Below are 13929 nucleotides of genomic sequence, written 5' to 3' on the forward strand. Positions count from 1 at the left end.
GGCGTCGTCACCCGCGAGGTTCGACCTGGGTGCTACTCGAGAGTGACGGTCAGGACCCGACGGTCACGAGACCGCTCTCGTACGCGGCCACGACGATCTGCGTCCGGTCCCGCAGCCCGAGCTTCATGAGGACCCGGCTGACGTGGGTCTTGACGGTCTGCTCGGCCAGGTAGAGCTCGGCCGCGATCTCGGCGTTCGACAGCCCGCGCGCGACGAGCCGGGTGACCGCGAGCTCGCGCTCGGTGAGGTCGGCGAACCGGGCGTCGTCGGGCTGCGTGCGTGTCGGCTGCGCGACGAACTCGGCGATGACCGAGCGTGTGATCGAGGGGCTGAGCAGCGCCTCGCCGGCCGCCACCACCCGGACCGCGTGCACGAGGTCGGAGGCCGGCGCGTCCTTGAGGAGGAAGCCGCTCGCACCGGCGCGCAGCGCCTCGAACACGTACTGGTCGAGGTCGAAGGTGGTGAGGATGACGATGCGGGGGTCGACGTCGTCGAGCGCCGCGATCCGCCTGGTCGCCTCGATCCCGTCGACCTCCGGCATCCGCACGTCCATGAGGACGACGTCGGGGCGGGTGCGCCGCACGAGGTCGACGGCGGCCGCGCCGTCGGAGGCGTCGCCGACCACCTCGATGCCGTCCTGCGCGGCCAGCAGCGCGCCGAAGCCGGCGCGCACCATCGCCTGGTCGTCGACGATGGCGACGCGGATCGGTGCGTCGTCGTGCACGTCGTGCCCCTCGGTCACTGCTGGTCCCCCTCGATCCTCTCACCCGCGGCGGCCTCGCCCTGCCGGCTCGGCAGCGCCGCGCGGACGAGGAAGCCGCCCGCCGCGGTGGGCTCGGCGACCAGGGAGCCGTGCACGAACCCCGCCCGCTCGCGCATGCCGCGCAGCCCGAACCCCTCGCCGTCGCTGGGCCGGGGCGCCCGGGTGGGGCGGGAGTTCTCCACCTCGACGACGACCCGGTCGGCGCCGATCGTGAGCCGGACGTCGATCTCGGCGCCGGGTGCGTGCCGCAGCGCGTTGCTCAGCGCCTCCTGCACGATCCGGTAGACCGTGAGCGAGGTGGCCTCGGAGACCCGCGGGTCGTCGAGGTCGCCGTCGACGTGCAGCCTGACGGTCTCGGCACCGCGCCTGCTCGACTCGACCAGCGCCGGCACCACCGCCATCGTGGGCTGCGGCGCGAGCTCCTTCTCGGCGTCCTCCTGGCGCAGCACCGCGAGCAGCCCGCGCATCTCCACGAGCGCGCGGCGCGCGGAGTCGGTGATGTCCTCGAGCTCGGCGACGACCTCCTCGCCGACGTCGGGGATCCGGTACTGCATCGTCGAGGCCTGGATCGAGATGACCGAGAGCCCGTGGGCGACGACGTCGTGCAGCTCGCGCGCGATCCGGTTGCGCTCCTCCATGAGGAGCTGACGCTCCTGCGCGTGCGCGACGATCTCCTGCTGCTCGAGCAGCTCGGCGCGGCTGCGCAGCCACTGGTGCACGAGGATCCCGAACGTGACGACGAGCGCGAGCACCGAGATCGCCGTCACCAGGTTGGTGGCGACCGCGCCCTGCCGGCCCTCCTGCCACGGCAGCGAGGCAAGGATGGCGGCCGCGACGGGCGCCAGCGCACCGGCGACGGGCGCCGGCCAGCTCGCACGCACCGCCAGCACGAACACCGTGAGCGCGAGCGTGACCAGCGTGACGACCGGGATCGGCCAGGGCCAGCCGCCGTCGGCCGTGGCGGTGAGCAGGGCGGTCGCGAGCGTGGCGACCGTCGCGCCCGCGACCGCGAGCCACGGGCGAGTGAGCGCCCACACCAGGCTGGCCGCCTGCACGACGGCGGTCGCGAGCGCGATCGGCACGACGGCGTCGTAGAGCGCTGGCATCGTCGCGGCGTTCACCGCGAGCCCGACCGCCATCAGCAGCCAGGTGAGAGCCCACAGCCAGTCGCGCGAGAGCAGCCGCACACCGACGCGCTGGATCAGCTGCTCGACGCGGCGCACCACGTTCTGCTGCGCGGCGTCGACGACGCGCTGCGGCGAGCGGTGCCGCTCGTCCGGCGGGCGCGCCCGGGGCGGCCGGTGCGGCTGCTCGGCCATCCGGTCACACCTCCGCGCGCTCGACGTCCTCCGACGTCAGGCATCCTCCCCCATCGGCGGGGCCGACGCCGCGTCCAGCACCCGGTAGACGGGCAGCCGGTCCGCGACCTTGCGCAGCCGGGCGAGCGAGGCGTCCGGGCCGAGCCCCACGTGCGGGCGGGCGCCGGGGGCGACCGCGAGGTAGCGGCGCAGCACCGGCGGCCGGTCCTCGACCGGCACCGACGCGAGCAGGACGTCGCGCTCGCGCCCGCGCCAGTGCAGGCGGGCGCGGCCGCCGGCGGCCTCGACGTTGCGCACCCAGCCCGCGCCCGGGCCGAGCATCGAGACGAGGTGCGCGACGCCGTCGACCTCCGCGACGGCGACCGGCACCTGCACGAGCCGCCCCGAGCGGCGGCCGCGCACGGTGAGCACGGCCGCCGCGGAGCGGCGCAGCAGGGGCAGCCGGTACAGCACGGTGTCGACCCGGTTCCAGACGCGCATCAGCCGGCCCGGGCGGCCGCCGCGGTACAGCCGACGCTTGAGCGCTGCGGTCATCGGCGGCGCCACAGCGAGGCCACGGCGAGCGCGCCGACGACGCACGGCGCGAGCTGGAGCCAACCCTGCAGAGGCGCGAGCCCGACGTCGCCGGAGGTGTCCTGCAGGGTCAGGCCGGTGACGGCCACGACGAGCGCGCCGAGCAGCAGCGCGACGGCGACCCAGGTGGTCCAGCGGGCCCGGCGCCGGGCGCCCCACAGGGTGACGAGCCAGCCGCCGACGCCGAGCAGGCCGACGACGAGCAGGATCACCTGGTACGCCGTGGTCGCGGCACCGACCTCCTCCGCCGTGAACGACGGGTAGGAGGCCTGGACGTGGTCGCTGATGACCGACGAGGCGGCGAGGCTCCCGGCGGTGACGAGCACGGTGGTGGCGAGCCCGGCCCAGAGCCAGCGCTGCGGTGCCCGGCTGCGGCGGGTCTCGGGGGCGGTGGTGGTGGCGGTGGTCATACGACTCCGTTCTGAAAGTGACTGTCAGTTGCAGAGCAACTGTCTCTTATACGAACGAGAGAGTCAAGACCTTTCTGATAGTGACTGTCAGAGCGGTACGCTCGTGCCATGGCGGGACTGCGAGAGCGCTGGCGGCGCGAGGCGATGCAGACGATCCAGGAGCGCGCGCTGGACCTCTTCGACGAGCGCGGGTTCGCCAACGTGACGATCGAGCAGGTCGCGGCCGCCGCGGAGGTCTCGCCGTCGTCGGTGTACCGCTACTTCGGTACCAAGGAGGGGCTGCTGGTCGCCGACGAGTTCGACGCGATGAGCCCCGAGCAGCTGCGGGAGCGGTTCGACCCGCTCGACCCGGTGTCGTCGCTGGTCGCGGCGGTGCGGCGCTACGAGGCCGCGGCTGCCGAGCAGGGTGTCGAGACGCCCTGGCGGCGCGTGCGGTACTTCGTCTCCGAGCCCGCCGTGCGCGCCGCCGTCTGCGCGAACCTCGAGCGCATCGCGCGCGAGGTGGCGCCGATGCTGCAGACGCCGGACGGACTGACACCCGGCCAGGCGCGCGTGGCCGCGAGCGCGCTCGCCTTCGGCTACCTCGCCGCGCTCGAGCTGTGGTTCGAGGACGGCGGCGAGCACCCGATCGCCGGCTACGTCGAGGAGGGCCTGAGCCCGCTGCGCGCCATCTGGGCCGGCGCCGACGACTGACCCGCCCCGAACCGCCCGGACCCCGCCGAGTTCGCACCTTGGTGCCGAGTTCGCACCGTGCACGGTGCGAACTCGGCGGGACGGTGCGAACTCGGCGCGGGGATGGCGCGGGCGGGCGAGCGCTCAGGCCGCCGAGACCGCGGCGGTGAGGAGGTCGCGGATCGTCGCCGACGGCGGCGTCGACCCGACGACCCGGCGGTCGCCGTGCGGCTGCAGCACGCCGGCGAGGTCGGCGTCGTAGAGCCCGGCGATCTCGGCGGCGAGCGCAGCACTCGTCCCCGCCTGCTGGAGGGTGGGCTCCCACTCGCTGCGCGGCAGCGGCACCACCTGGACATCGCGGCGCAGCTCGGCCGCGAGCATCGCGCCGATCTCGCGGTCGGTGACCACCGGTCCCTCGACCGCGACCACCTGGTGCGTGCGCGGCGGTGCCTGCAGCAGCTCGGCCGCGAGCGCCCCGACGTCGCAGGTCGCGACCATCGGCACCGGCCGGTCGACGTCGTCGCCGAAGACGGGCAGGACGCCCGCGTCGAGCACGGCACCGAGGACCGGCTCGACCGCCTCCTGGAAGTGGCAGGCGCGCACGGCGGTGACGGTCGCGCCGGTCGCGCGCAGCGCGTGTTCGAACCGGTGCAGCCACCGGATCGGCCCGTTGCCGTCGGCGAGCTCGGCGCCCCACGACGAGAGCGCGACGACGTGCGGCACGCCGCTGACGGCGACCGCCGCCGCGATCGAGCCGACCAGGCGGTCGTGGTCGGCGTCGGTGCCCGAGGGCAGCGTGGGCAGCATGACGAAGGCGCCCTCGGCGCCCCGCAGCGCGTCGGCGAGCGCGAGCCGGTCGCCGAGGTCGGCGACCGCGACGTCGGCGCCGCGCGCGGCCCAGGGCGCGCCCTTCTCGCCGTCGCGCACGAGCGCGCGGATCGGCAGTCCGTGCTGGAGCAAGGTTGTGGCGACGGCCCCGCCGACGTGGCCGGTGATCCCGGTGATCGCGTACATGTCGTCCTCCTGGTGATGGGTCGTGGTGTGGTTCGACACGGCCAGTCAAGGACAGCGGGATGAGCCTTTCCATATCTGAGAGGAGCACTTTCATGCGCGAGCGTCTACGCTGATCCGATGGACCCCCTGACCGACCTGCTCGACGGCGTCCGTGCGCGGACCGCCGCGTTCTGCCAGGCGGTGCTCGAGCCGCCGTGGGGCCTGCGGATCGCCGACGGCGCCGCGCTCGCCTTCGCCACCGTGCTGCGGGGCCACGCGTGGGTGGTGCCCGACGACGGCGAGCCGCGCCGTCTCGAGGTGGGCGACGTCGCCGTCGTCAAGGGGCCCGACCACTACACGGTGGCCGACTCGCCGGGCACCGTGCCGGACATCGTCGTCCACGAGGGCAACCGACTGGCCGCGGTGGACGGCACGGACCTCACCGCTGCGCTGCGGCTGGGGCCGCGCACCAGCGGCCGCACCCCGGACGGGTCCGCGGTCCTCGCGAGCGGCACCTACCAGGTCACCAGCGACGTGACCGGCAAGCTGCTCGACGCGCTGCCACCGGTGCTGGTCGTCCCCGCCGCCGAGGTCCAGGGTCCCGTCATGCGGCTGCTGCTGGAGGAGGTCGACCGCGACGGGCCCGGTCAGCAGGTCGTGCTCGACCGGCTGCTCGACATCGCGCTCGTCGCGACGCTGCGCGCCTGGTTCGCACGCTCCGAGGCCGGTGCGCCCGGCTGGTACGGCGCCTTCAACGACCCAGTGGCGGGCCCGGCGCTGCGGGCGCTGCACGACGACCCGGCGCACCCGTGGACCGTGGCGAGCCTCGCGGCGCACGTCGGCTGCTCCCGTGCGGCACTGGCCCGGCGGTTCACGGCGGCCGTCGGTGAGACCCCGATGGCCTACCTCACCGCCTGGCGGATCGCGCTGGCGGCGGACCTGCTGCGCAGCACCGATCGCACGATCGAGTCGATCGCGCGCGAGGTGGGCTATTCCAACGCCTTCGCGCTCAGCGTCGCGTTCAAGCGCCTGCGCGGTCTGTCGCCGAAGCAGTTCCGTGACCGGCCGCGGGCGGTCGCGAGCACCGGCTGACGACGGCCACCCCACCCGTTCACCCACAGCCACCCCGACGCCGAGTTCGCACCGTCCCGCCGAGTTCGCACCGCGCCCGGTGCGAACTCGGCGGGACGGTGCGAGCTCGGTGGCTGCGGGCGCGGCTAGGTTGGCGGCGTGGTCGAGACGAGAGCGTGCTGCGCGCCGTCGCGGCCGGCGAGCGCGGCCGGGCGACCGGTCGCCGTCGCCGGGTCGGGCGGGCCGGCGGGCGACGTCGTCGAGCTGGCCGGCGGCTCGTTCCTCATGGGCGGCGACGACCCGGATGCCAACCCGCTCGACGGCGAGGGCCCGGTCCGCGAGGTCGTGCTGTCGCCGTACGCGATCGGCGCCACGCAGGTGACGACGGCGCAGCTCGCCGCGTTCGTCGAGGCCACCGGGTACGTGACGGAGGCGGAGGAGATCGGCTGGTCCTACGTCTTCGCGGGCTTCCTGCCGGCCGCGCTGCGTGCGGTGTCGCCGCGCGTGGAGCAGGCGCCGTGGTGGTGCGCCGTCGAGGGCGCGTCGTGGCGCGCGCCCGAGGGGCCCGGCTCCGACGTCACCGACCGGGCCGACCACCCCGCGGTGCACGTGTCGTGGCGCGACGCCGAGGCCTACGCGGCCTGGGTCGGCGGCCGGCTGCCCACCGAGGCGGAGTGGGAGCACGCCGCGCGCGGCGGGCTGGTCCAGGCGCGCTACCCCTGGGGCGACGAGCTCACCCCGGGCGGGGTGCACATGTGCAACATCTGGCAGGGGCGCTTCCCCACCAGGAACACCGCGGAGGACGGCTACCGCGGCACCTGCCCGGTGCGGGCGTTCCCACCGAACGGTTACGGCCTGTACGGCGTCGCGGGCAACGTGTGGGAGATGGTCGCCGACCGATGGGGCACCGAGCACACCACCGCCGTCCAGCACGACCCGCGCGGCCCGGCTCACGGCGAGGCCCGCGTGATGCGCGGCGGCTCCTACCTGTGCCACGACTCCTACTGCAACCGCTACCGGGTCGCCGCCCGCACCAGCAACACCCCGGACTCCTCCTCGGGCAACCAGGGCTTCCGGGTCGCGTTCGACCGGTGACCGACTAGCGTCGGGTGTGCGTGCCGGACGGTCGTGCCGGCCCGCCGCCGTCTGCGTGCCGACTCCGGGAGGAACACCGATGACACTGCCGCTGCGACTGGGGTACAAGGCGTCCGCGGAGCAGTTCGCGCCGCGGGAGCTGGTGGAGCTGGCCGTCGTGGCCGAGGGCGCGGGATTCGAGTCCGCGACCGTCTCCGACCACTTCCAGCCGTGGCGTCACGAGGGCGGGCACGCGCCGTTCTCGCTCGCGTGGCTGACGGCGGTCGGCGAGCGGACCTCGACGATCCGGCTGGGCACGAGCGTGATGACGCCGACGTTCCGGTACAACCCGGCTGTCGTCGCGCAGGCGTTCGCCACGATGGGTCTGCTCTACCCGGGCCGGGTGTTCCTCGGCGTCGGCACCGGCGAGGCGCTCAACGAGATCGCCTCGGGCTGGAAGGGCGAGTGGCCGCCGTTCAAGGAGCGTTTCGCGCGGCTCCGGGAGGCCGTCGACCTCATGCGGGCGCTCTGGACCGGTGACCGGGTGACCTTCGAGGGCGAGCACTACTCGACCGTCGACGCCTCGATCTACGACACCCCCGACGGCGGCGTGCCGATCTACGTCGCGGCGGGCGGCCCCGTCGTCGCCCGTTACGCCGGCCGCGCCGGCGACGGCTTCATCTGCACGTCGGGCAAGGGCGCCGAGCTCTACACCGAGCAGCTGCTGCCGGCGGTCGCCGAGGGCGCGGAGAAGGCGGGCCGTGACGTCGAGTCGATCGACCGGATGATCGAGATCAAGATCTCCTACGACACCGACGCCGACGCCGCGCTGCAGAACACCCGCTTCTGGGCCCCGCTCGCGCTGAGCAAGGAGCAGAAGCACGACATCACCGACCCGCTGGAGATGGAGAAGGCCGCAGACGCGCTGCCGATCGAGCAGATCGCGTCGCGCTGGATCGTCGGCTCCGACCCCGAGGAGGTCGCGGCGCAGGTGCGCCAGTACGTCGACTGGGGCCTCAACCACCTGGTGTTCCACTTCCCCGGGCACGACCAGCGGCGGGCGATCGAGCTGTTCAGCCGCGATGTCGCGCCGCTGCTGCGGGAGGGCTGAGCGAGGCGACCGGGCCGTCCTGGCGGTCTCAGCCGCCCAGGGTGCCGGCGAGCCGGGAGTGCCGGCGGGCGCTGTCGTCGTTCATCCCCACGATCGTGACCGTCTTGCCCCTGCGCTCGTAGCGCTGCGCGACGGCGTCGAGCGCCGCGACCGAGGACGCGTCCCAGATGTGCGCCTTCGACACGTCGATGACGATCTCGCGCGGGTCGCCGGTGTAGTCGAACTGGTACACGAGGTCGTTGGAGGAGGCGAAGAACAGCTCGCCCTCGACGGCGTAGACCCGCCGGTCGCCGTCGTCGCTGGCGTCGAGCCGGACCACCCGGGTGAGGTGGGCGACGCGGCGCGCGAACGCGACCATCGCGGCCAGCACGCCTGCGAGCACGCCGTAGGCGAGGTTGTCGGTGGCGACGGTGACCCCGACCGTCGTCAGCATGACCAGCGTCTCGGAGCGGGGCATCCGGCGCAGGGTGCGCCAGCGCACCGAGTGCCAGTCGAAGGTGCCGACGGCGACCATCACCATGACCGCGACCAGCGCGGCCATCGGCATGATCGCCACCAGGTCGCCCAGCCCGACGACGAGCACGAGGAGGAACACCCCGGCGAGGAACGTCGAGATCCGGGTGCGGGCGCCCGAGACCTTCACGTTGATCATCGTCTGGCCGATCATGGCGCAGCCGCCCATGCCGCCGAAGAACCCGGTGACGACGTTGGCGACGCCCTGCCCCCACGCCTCGCGGGTCTTGTTCGAGTGGGTGTCGGTGATGTCGTCGACGAGCTTGGCGGTGAGCAGCGACTCCAGCAGCCCGACCACCGCCATCGTGAGCGCGACCGGCGCGACGATGCGCAGCGTCTCCCAGGTGAGCGGGACGTCGGGGACCAGCAGCTGCGGCAGCGACTCGGGCAGCTCGCCCTCGTCGCCGACCGTCGGCACCCGGATCGCGGCGAGCACGGTCACCGCGGTCAGCAGCACGATCGCGACCAGCGGCGCCGGCACGACGGTGGTCCAGCGCGGCAGCAGCACCATGACGACGATCCCGACGGCGAACAGCGGGTACACCTGCCACGGCACGTCGACCAGGTGCGGCAGCTGCGCGACGAAGATGAGGATCGCGAGCGAGTTGACGAACCCGACCATCACCGAGCGCGGGATGAACCGCATGAGCCGTGCGACGCCGAGCGCGCCGAGCGCGACCTGGAGCAGCCCGCCGAGCACGACGGTGGCGAGCAGGTAGTCGACGCCGTGGTCGCGCACGACCGGGGCGACGACGAGCGCGACGGCGCCGGTCGCGGCGGAGATCATCGCGGGCCGGCCGCCGACGATCGCAATCGTCACCGCCATGGTGAAGGACGCGAACAGGCCCAGCCTGGGGTCCACGCCGGCGATGATCGAGAACGCGATGGCCTCGGGGATCAGGGCGAGCGCCACGACCAGGCCGCCCAGCACCTCGGTGCGCAGCCGGCGCGGCGAGCGCAGCGCGGACCGCACCGACCAGGACGTGTCGGCCTCAGGCGGCCCCTCGACCGGGGCGGGCGCCGCGGTGGCGTCGGTCGGCTGCGCGGGGTCGTGCTGGGGCGCAGGGGTCTCGGGCACGCTGCGGCTCCTTCGATCTGTGAGCCCGGCCGTCGGCGGCCGGGTGGAGCGCGCGACGCTGCGCTGGACGGCCTACACCCTAGCCCTGCGCGTGCCGGACGGCGGACCGGCCGGCGCGCGCAGGGTCCCGAGGCGACGGCGCAGCACCCGCGCCGGGGTCGCGGCGCGGCGCAGCCAGCGGCCGCGGTACGGCACACCGCCGCGCAGCCGCTGCAGCAGCGCGAGCCAGACGGTCACGGCGCGCTCGGCGCCCCACGCCGGCGCCCACAGCGCCGACGACGCCGGGAAGACGGCGCGGCCCCCGGCGCGCCGTCGGCCCACCTCGGCGAGCCCGACGAGCGCCAGCGCGAGCAGCCCGGCCGCCCGGGCCCGGTGCCGCGAGCCGAGCAGCACCGGCAGCACCGCGGCCTCCAGCAGCAACCGGCCGGGCTGCGCGAGGTCGTCGTAGGCCTGCCGCACACGCTGGTCGAGGAACTGCCGCACGTCCGGCGGGCGGCGCACGACGAGGATGTCGGGCCTGTCGAGCACGACCCCGAGGCGTGCCCGCACCGTGCGCTCCATCTCGAGGTTCTCGAACAGCACGTCGGCGTCGTAGCCGCCCGGCAGCAGCGCCGAGCGGCGCACCGCGTACGTGCCCGGGTAGTCGCAGGCGACCGCCCGGTTGAGCAGGGAGCGTGCGGTGTCCCAGCGGGCGTGCCAGGGCAGCGGGTCGAAGTGGTTCTGCGGTCGGACGAGGTCCGCGCCCGCCGCGGCTGCTACCAGCCGGGCGAGGGTCGTACGGTCGTGCCGGACGTCGTCGTCGGCGAGCACGACGATCTCGTGCCGCGCGAGCGCGAGCCCGGTGAGCACCCCGTTCACCTTGCCGTTCGCGCCGCGGTCGCACGCGACCGGGACGTGGCGCACGAGCGCGCCCCAGGCCCGCGCGTGCTCGGCGAAGGCGACCGGCTCGGAGCCGTCGACGACCGTGACGTCGAGCCAGTCCCGCAGCCGGCCCAGGTACGCGGTCATCTCGTCGCACGGCTCGCCGGGCGACCACCGCAGCGGGATCACGCACTCCGCCGGGAGCCGCGGGCCCATCAGTCGTCCGTGCGGAACCCGGCGGGCTTGTGCGACCCGTCGCAGAAGGGCTTGATCGTCGACAGCCCGCACCGGCACAGCGCGACGGTGCGACGCCGGCGCTCGATCGGGGCGCCGTCGGGCCCGAGGAGGTCGACGTCGCCACGGACCAGGATCGGGCCGTCCGGGTAGGGCGTGATGGTCGCGCGCTCCTCAGCCATGGTCGGGTGACCTCCGCAGCGACGACCGGCCGTGCTCCCACGCCGTCAGCATGTGACCGCCGACCCAGGCGTCGGCCGCCAGGCACGCGGCGGCGCCGAACATGATGTCCGGCAGCAGCTCGGGCCGGTCCTCGGCCAGCGCACCCGCGAGGTCGCGCCCGGCGATCTGCTCGTGGACGGCGTCGGCCTCGACGTGCTCGTCGAAGTAGTCGGTGACGTCCTCGCCGTGGCCGAGCCGGCGCAGCCCGGTGGCGTAGAAGCGGTTGGGGATCGACGACGTCATCTCGAACGCCGCCAGGTGCCCGACGATCGCACCGAGGAGCCGCCGGTTGAGACCGATCATCGACATGAGGTTGTGCGAGGCGAGCGTGACGGCGGGGACGTCGTCGACGTAGGCGCCGTAGGTGTCGTCGAGCCCGACGGCGCGCATCGCCTTCGCGAAGATCGCCGCGTGCATGCGGTCGGGCCGGCCGCCGCCGTACTCGTCGGCCTGGATCTCGACGAGTGCCGCCTTCGCGCGGCCGGACAGCCGCGGGATCGCCCACGAGTGCGGGTCGGCCTCGCGGAGCGTGTAGATCGAGCGCTGCACGAAGAACTCGCGCACCTGCTCGGCGGTCGCGCGCTTGGCGAGGTAGCGCGACAGGCTGGGGCCGGTGTCGTCGCTGGTGAGGTGGAACAGTGCGCGGGCGACGGCGTCGCCTGTCGGCGGCGGCAGCTCCGGCACCGGGACCGCGGCCCGGACGGCGTGCTCGAGGCCTGCCTCGAGCAGCAGCCTGGTCTCGATGAGCGCCGGGTCCCACTCGAGGTCGGCCGCGAGCGCCGGGATCGAGCCGTAGGCGGAGGCGTAGAGGGTGAAGAGGGCGAGCTGGATGTCGTCGTCGCGGACGACGTCCGCGGTGCCGGCGACGGCGGAGCGTGCGAGGGCGTCGAGCGCCCGGTCCCGCTCGGTGCCCGTGAGGCGGCGCAGCACCGCGTCGCTCAGCGGCCCGCGCGAGGTGAACGGCTGCTGGGTGGCCGTGTCGAGGGTGGTGGTGACCACGGGGTCCTCCGGAAGGGTGGTGGGAGAGGACGGCACCGACCGGCGGGCTCGAGGGCCCGTCCGGTCGGTGCCGGGGTGACGGATCAGCGGGAGGCGTCCCGCATGCCGTCGGCGGCGTCGCGGAGGCCGTCCTTGAGGTACTCGCCGGCCTGCTTGGCCTTCGCGCCCGCCTGGTCGGCGGCACCCTCGGCCTGCAGCTCGCGGTCGTCGGTAGCGTCGCCGACGCCCTCCTTGGCCTTGCCGAGGGCTTCCTGAGCCTTGTTCCCGATCTTGTCGTCGAGACCCATGTGCTTCTCCTTCCACACCTGGCCGCCAGGGATGTCAGCGGCTGCCTCGCCGGTACCCGTTGAGCAACGGTGCATGCACGCGACGGGATATGCACGCATCCCCGCGTGCTCGGTCCACGGCGTCGAGATCGAGCTTCTGGGTCGAGATCGAGGGTGCAGATCCTCGATCTCGACTCAGAAGCTCGATCTCGGCGGCTGGGGGCGGCGGGGTGGTGCCGGCCGGGGGTGGGGGCGGCCCGGTGTCGTGGTGGCGGGTGTGGTCGGAGTGCCCGGCTCAGGCGTCGGCCGGGCCGTCGCGCAGCAGCGCGAGGCTCGCGGCCTGGTCGAGGACGGGCTGGCGCATCTCGTCGGTGAGGAACTCCAGCATCGCCTCCGACAGGCCCGTGTTCTCCGAGGCGATCGCGTCGCCCGCGATCGCGACGTGGTAGTCGTGCGCGAACGCCGAGGTGGCGGTCGCGGCGACGCAGCTGTGGGTCGACACCCCGCCCAGCAGCAGGTGGGTGACACCGAGCTCGGTGAGGACCTCGTCGAGGCAGGTGCCGTGTAAGGCGTCGTCGCGGGTCTTGGTGATGTCGACGGCGTCGGTCGTGTCGAGCTCGTCGACGTAGGCGGCCTGCGCGGTGCCGGGGAACGCGAAGCCCTCGTCGTCGGCGTGCATGTTGATCGTCCACGTCGAGCGGTCCCGCTCGTGCTCGGTGCGCACGAGCACGACCGGGCGGCCGGCCTCGCGCGCGGCGGCGACCAGCTCGTTGGCGCGGGCGACGAGCTCGTCCTTGACGGCGGCGAGCTCGGGCGCCTCGAAGTAGGCGTTCTGCAGGTCGATGAGCAGCAGCGCGAGCGCCGAGCGCGACGCGGTGGCGGTCACGCCGTCCACCAGGTGTCGCTCGGGGTGACCGGTGTGGTGCGCTTGTGGCGCGTCCGGCGCCACGCGGCCTCGATGCGCTCGGCGACGCCGTCGGCCACCTCGCGGCCCTCGACGTAGGCGTCGATGTCGTCGTAGGTGAGCCCGAGCTCGACCTCGTCGGGCTGGCCGGGCACGCCGTCGAGCAGGTCGGCGGTGGGCACCTTGGCCCACAGCCGCTCGGGTGCGCCGAGCTCGCGCAGCACCTCCCGGTTCTGCCGCTTGTCCAGACCGAACAGCGGCAGCACGTCGGCGGCGCCGTCGCCGAACTTCGTGAAGAACCCGGTGACCGACTCCGAGCCGTGGTCGGTGCCGATCACCACGAGGCCGCGGTCGCCCGCGAGCGCGTACTGCGCGACCATCCGCAGCCGGGCCTTGGTGTTGCCCTTGGTGAAGTCGGTGACCGGCCGACCGGTCGCGCGCAGGTACTCGGCCTCGAACGCGTCGACCGCCTCGCCGACGTCGAACGTCACCACCTCGTCGGCGGCCACGAACTCCAGGGCCGCCTGGGCGTCGTCCTCGTCGTGCTGCACCCGGTAGGGCAGCCGCACGGCGACGAAGACCGCGTCACCGCCGGCCGCGCGTTGCCGCTCCACCGCGAGCTGGGCGAGCCGCCCGGCGAGCGTGGAGTCCAGGCCGCCCGAGATGCCGAGCACGTAGCCGCGTGCGCCGGTCTTCTCGAGGTAGTCGGCGAGGAACCGCGCCCTCCGCTCGATCTCGGTGGCGGGGTCGATGTCGGGCTGGACGCCCATCTCCTCGACGATCCTCCGTTGCAGCTCGCGCATGCCGACCACGCTACGCGGTCCGGTGCCCTCGACCCCCTCCGGCTGCGGGGGTCGAGGGCCACG

16 protein-coding genes are annotated in these 13929 nt (G+C 74.2%); 4 read left to right on the forward strand and 12 right to left on the reverse strand.

All coding sequences use genetic code 11. The features are described 5' to 3' along the window. Nucleotides 1-49 precede the first annotated feature (49 nt). From GPA02_RS08915 to GPA02_RS08930, 4 genes are read right to left on the reverse strand one after another with little or no spacing between them, the layout of a single operon-like run. Entirely contained in the window at nucleotides 50-742 is a 693-nt protein-coding gene (locus GPA02_RS08915; protein ID WP_275689720.1) for a response regulator, read from the reverse strand. Next, nucleotides 739-2082, reverse strand: a complete 1344-nt coding sequence (locus GPA02_RS08920) for a sensor histidine kinase (protein WP_156199570.1) — start codon at nucleotides 2080-2082, stop codon at nucleotides 739-741. The genes GPA02_RS08915 and GPA02_RS08920 overlap by 4 nt, the downstream gene beginning before the upstream one ends. A gap of 36 nt (nucleotides 2083-2118) precedes the next feature. Beyond that, nucleotides 2119-2616 (reverse strand): nitroreductase/quinone reductase family protein, encoded by a 498-nt coding sequence (locus GPA02_RS08925; RefSeq protein WP_156199571.1) that lies wholly within the window; start codon nucleotides 2614-2616, stop codon nucleotides 2119-2121. After that, a complete protein-coding gene (locus tag GPA02_RS08930) occupies nucleotides 2613-3065 on the reverse strand; it encodes a hypothetical protein (RefSeq protein WP_156199572.1) in 453 nt (150 codons plus the stop codon). The genes GPA02_RS08925 and GPA02_RS08930 overlap by 4 nt, the downstream gene beginning before the upstream one ends. A gap of 108 nt (nucleotides 3066-3173) precedes the next feature. On the opposite strand from GPA02_RS08930, the gene GPA02_RS08935 reads away from it, so the two are divergent. Then, nucleotides 3174-3758, forward strand: a complete 585-nt coding sequence (locus GPA02_RS08935) for a TetR/AcrR family transcriptional regulator (RefSeq protein WP_156199573.1) — start codon at nucleotides 3174-3176, stop codon at nucleotides 3756-3758. Nucleotides 3759-3881: 123 nt separating this feature from the next. Here the strand turns inward: GPA02_RS08935 and GPA02_RS08940 are convergent, their stop codons facing one another. Next, nucleotides 3882-4790, reverse strand: a complete 909-nt coding sequence (locus GPA02_RS08940) for an NmrA family NAD(P)-binding protein (RefSeq protein WP_156199574.1) — start codon at nucleotides 4788-4790, stop codon at nucleotides 3882-3884. A gap of 78 nt (nucleotides 4791-4868) precedes the next feature. Here GPA02_RS08940 and GPA02_RS08945 point away from each other — a divergent pair, with 78 nt between their 5' ends. The 3 genes from GPA02_RS08945 (at nucleotide 4869) to fgd (ending at nucleotide 7986) form a co-directional block, all read left to right on the forward strand. Beyond that, the gene (locus tag GPA02_RS08945; protein ID WP_156199575.1) at nucleotides 4869-5822 is read left to right on the forward strand and encodes an AraC family transcriptional regulator; all 954 of its coding nucleotides are present in this window, start codon (nucleotides 4869-4871) and stop codon (nucleotides 5820-5822) included. Between the two features lie 138 nt (nucleotides 5823-5960). Continuing rightward, a complete protein-coding gene (locus tag GPA02_RS08950; protein WP_204986547.1) occupies nucleotides 5961-6896 on the forward strand; it encodes a formylglycine-generating enzyme family protein in 936 nt (311 codons plus the stop codon). A gap of 79 nt (nucleotides 6897-6975) precedes the next feature. Next, a complete protein-coding gene (gene fgd, locus GPA02_RS08955; protein WP_156199576.1) occupies nucleotides 6976-7986 on the forward strand; it encodes a glucose-6-phosphate dehydrogenase (coenzyme-F420) in 1011 nt (336 codons plus the stop codon). A gap of 28 nt (nucleotides 7987-8014) precedes the next feature. On the opposite strand, the gene GPA02_RS08960 is transcribed toward fgd, so the two are convergent. The 7 genes from GPA02_RS08960 to nadE all read right to left on the reverse strand — a co-directional run bounded on the left by GPA02_RS08960 (nucleotide 8015) and on the right by nadE (nucleotide 13866). Further along, nucleotides 8015-9577: a SulP family inorganic anion transporter gene (locus tag GPA02_RS08960; RefSeq protein ID WP_156199577.1), complete on the reverse strand. Its 1563-nt coding sequence runs from the start codon at nucleotides 9575-9577 to the stop codon at nucleotides 8015-8017. A gap of 72 nt (nucleotides 9578-9649) precedes the next feature. Further along, nucleotides 9650-10654, reverse strand: a complete 1005-nt coding sequence (locus tag GPA02_RS08965; protein WP_156199578.1) for a glycosyltransferase family 2 protein — start codon at nucleotides 10652-10654, stop codon at nucleotides 9650-9652. Beyond that, the gene (locus GPA02_RS08970) at nucleotides 10654-10854 is read right to left on the reverse strand and encodes a CDGSH iron-sulfur domain-containing protein (RefSeq protein ID WP_156199579.1); all 201 of its coding nucleotides are present in this window, start codon (nucleotides 10852-10854) and stop codon (nucleotides 10654-10656) included. The genes GPA02_RS08965 and GPA02_RS08970 overlap by 1 nt, the downstream gene beginning before the upstream one ends. Next, nucleotides 10847-11893 (reverse strand): iron-containing redox enzyme family protein, encoded by a 1047-nt coding sequence (locus tag GPA02_RS08975; RefSeq protein WP_193567847.1) that lies wholly within the window; start codon nucleotides 11891-11893, stop codon nucleotides 10847-10849. Before GPA02_RS08975 ends, GPA02_RS08970 begins: the two co-directional genes overlap by 8 nt. An 83-nt stretch (nucleotides 11894-11976) precedes the next feature. After that, a complete protein-coding gene (locus GPA02_RS08980) occupies nucleotides 11977-12180 on the reverse strand; it encodes a CsbD family protein (protein ID WP_156199580.1) in 204 nt (67 codons plus the stop codon). A 274-nt stretch (nucleotides 12181-12454) separates the two neighbouring features. Beyond that, entirely contained in the window at nucleotides 12455-13045 is a 591-nt protein-coding gene (locus GPA02_RS08985; RefSeq protein ID WP_193567848.1) for a cysteine hydrolase family protein, read from the reverse strand. After that, nucleotides 13042-13866, reverse strand: a complete 825-nt coding sequence (gene nadE, locus GPA02_RS08990; RefSeq protein ID WP_156199581.1) for an ammonia-dependent NAD(+) synthetase — start codon at nucleotides 13864-13866, stop codon at nucleotides 13042-13044. Before nadE ends, GPA02_RS08985 begins: the two co-directional genes overlap by 4 nt. Nucleotides 13867-13929 lie beyond the last annotated feature (63 nt).

The sequence above is a fragment of the Actinotalea caeni genome (assembly GCF_009733795.1).
Lineage (GTDB): Bacteria > Actinomycetota > Actinomycetes > Actinomycetales > Beutenbergiaceae > Pseudactinotalea > Pseudactinotalea caeni.

Coding starts and splice junctions, on each gene's coding strand:
- GPA02_RS08945 (WP_156199575.1), top strand. CDS start 4,869: ATGGACCCCCTGACCGACCTGCTCGACGGCGTCCGTGCGCGGACCGCC.
- GPA02_RS08920 (WP_156199570.1), bottom strand. CDS start 2,082: ATGGCCGAGCAGCCGCACCGGCCGCCCCGGGCGCGCCCGCCGGACGAG.
- GPA02_RS08925 (WP_156199571.1), bottom strand. CDS start 2,616: ATGACCGCAGCGCTCAAGCGTCGGCTGTACCGCGGCGGCCGCCCGGGC.
- fgd (WP_156199576.1), top strand. CDS start 6,976: ATGACACTGCCGCTGCGACTGGGGTACAAGGCGTCCGCGGAGCAGTTC.
- GPA02_RS08965 (WP_156199578.1), bottom strand. CDS start 10,654: ATGGGCCCGCGGCTCCCGGCGGAGTGCGTGATCCCGCTGCGGTGGTCG.
- GPA02_RS08930 (WP_156199572.1), bottom strand. CDS start 3,065: ATGACCACCGCCACCACCACCGCCCCCGAGACCCGCCGCAGCCGGGCA.
- GPA02_RS08970 (WP_156199579.1), bottom strand. CDS start 10,854: ATGGCTGAGGAGCGCGCGACCATCACGCCCTACCCGGACGGCCCGATC.
- GPA02_RS08980 (WP_156199580.1), bottom strand. CDS start 12,180: ATGGGTCTCGACGACAAGATCGGGAACAAGGCTCAGGAAGCCCTCGGC.
- nadE (WP_156199581.1), bottom strand. CDS start 13,866: ATGCGCGAGCTGCAACGGAGGATCGTCGAGGAGATGGGCGTCCAGCCC.
- GPA02_RS08935 (WP_156199573.1), top strand. CDS start 3,174: ATGGCGGGACTGCGAGAGCGCTGGCGGCGCGAGGCGATGCAGACGATC.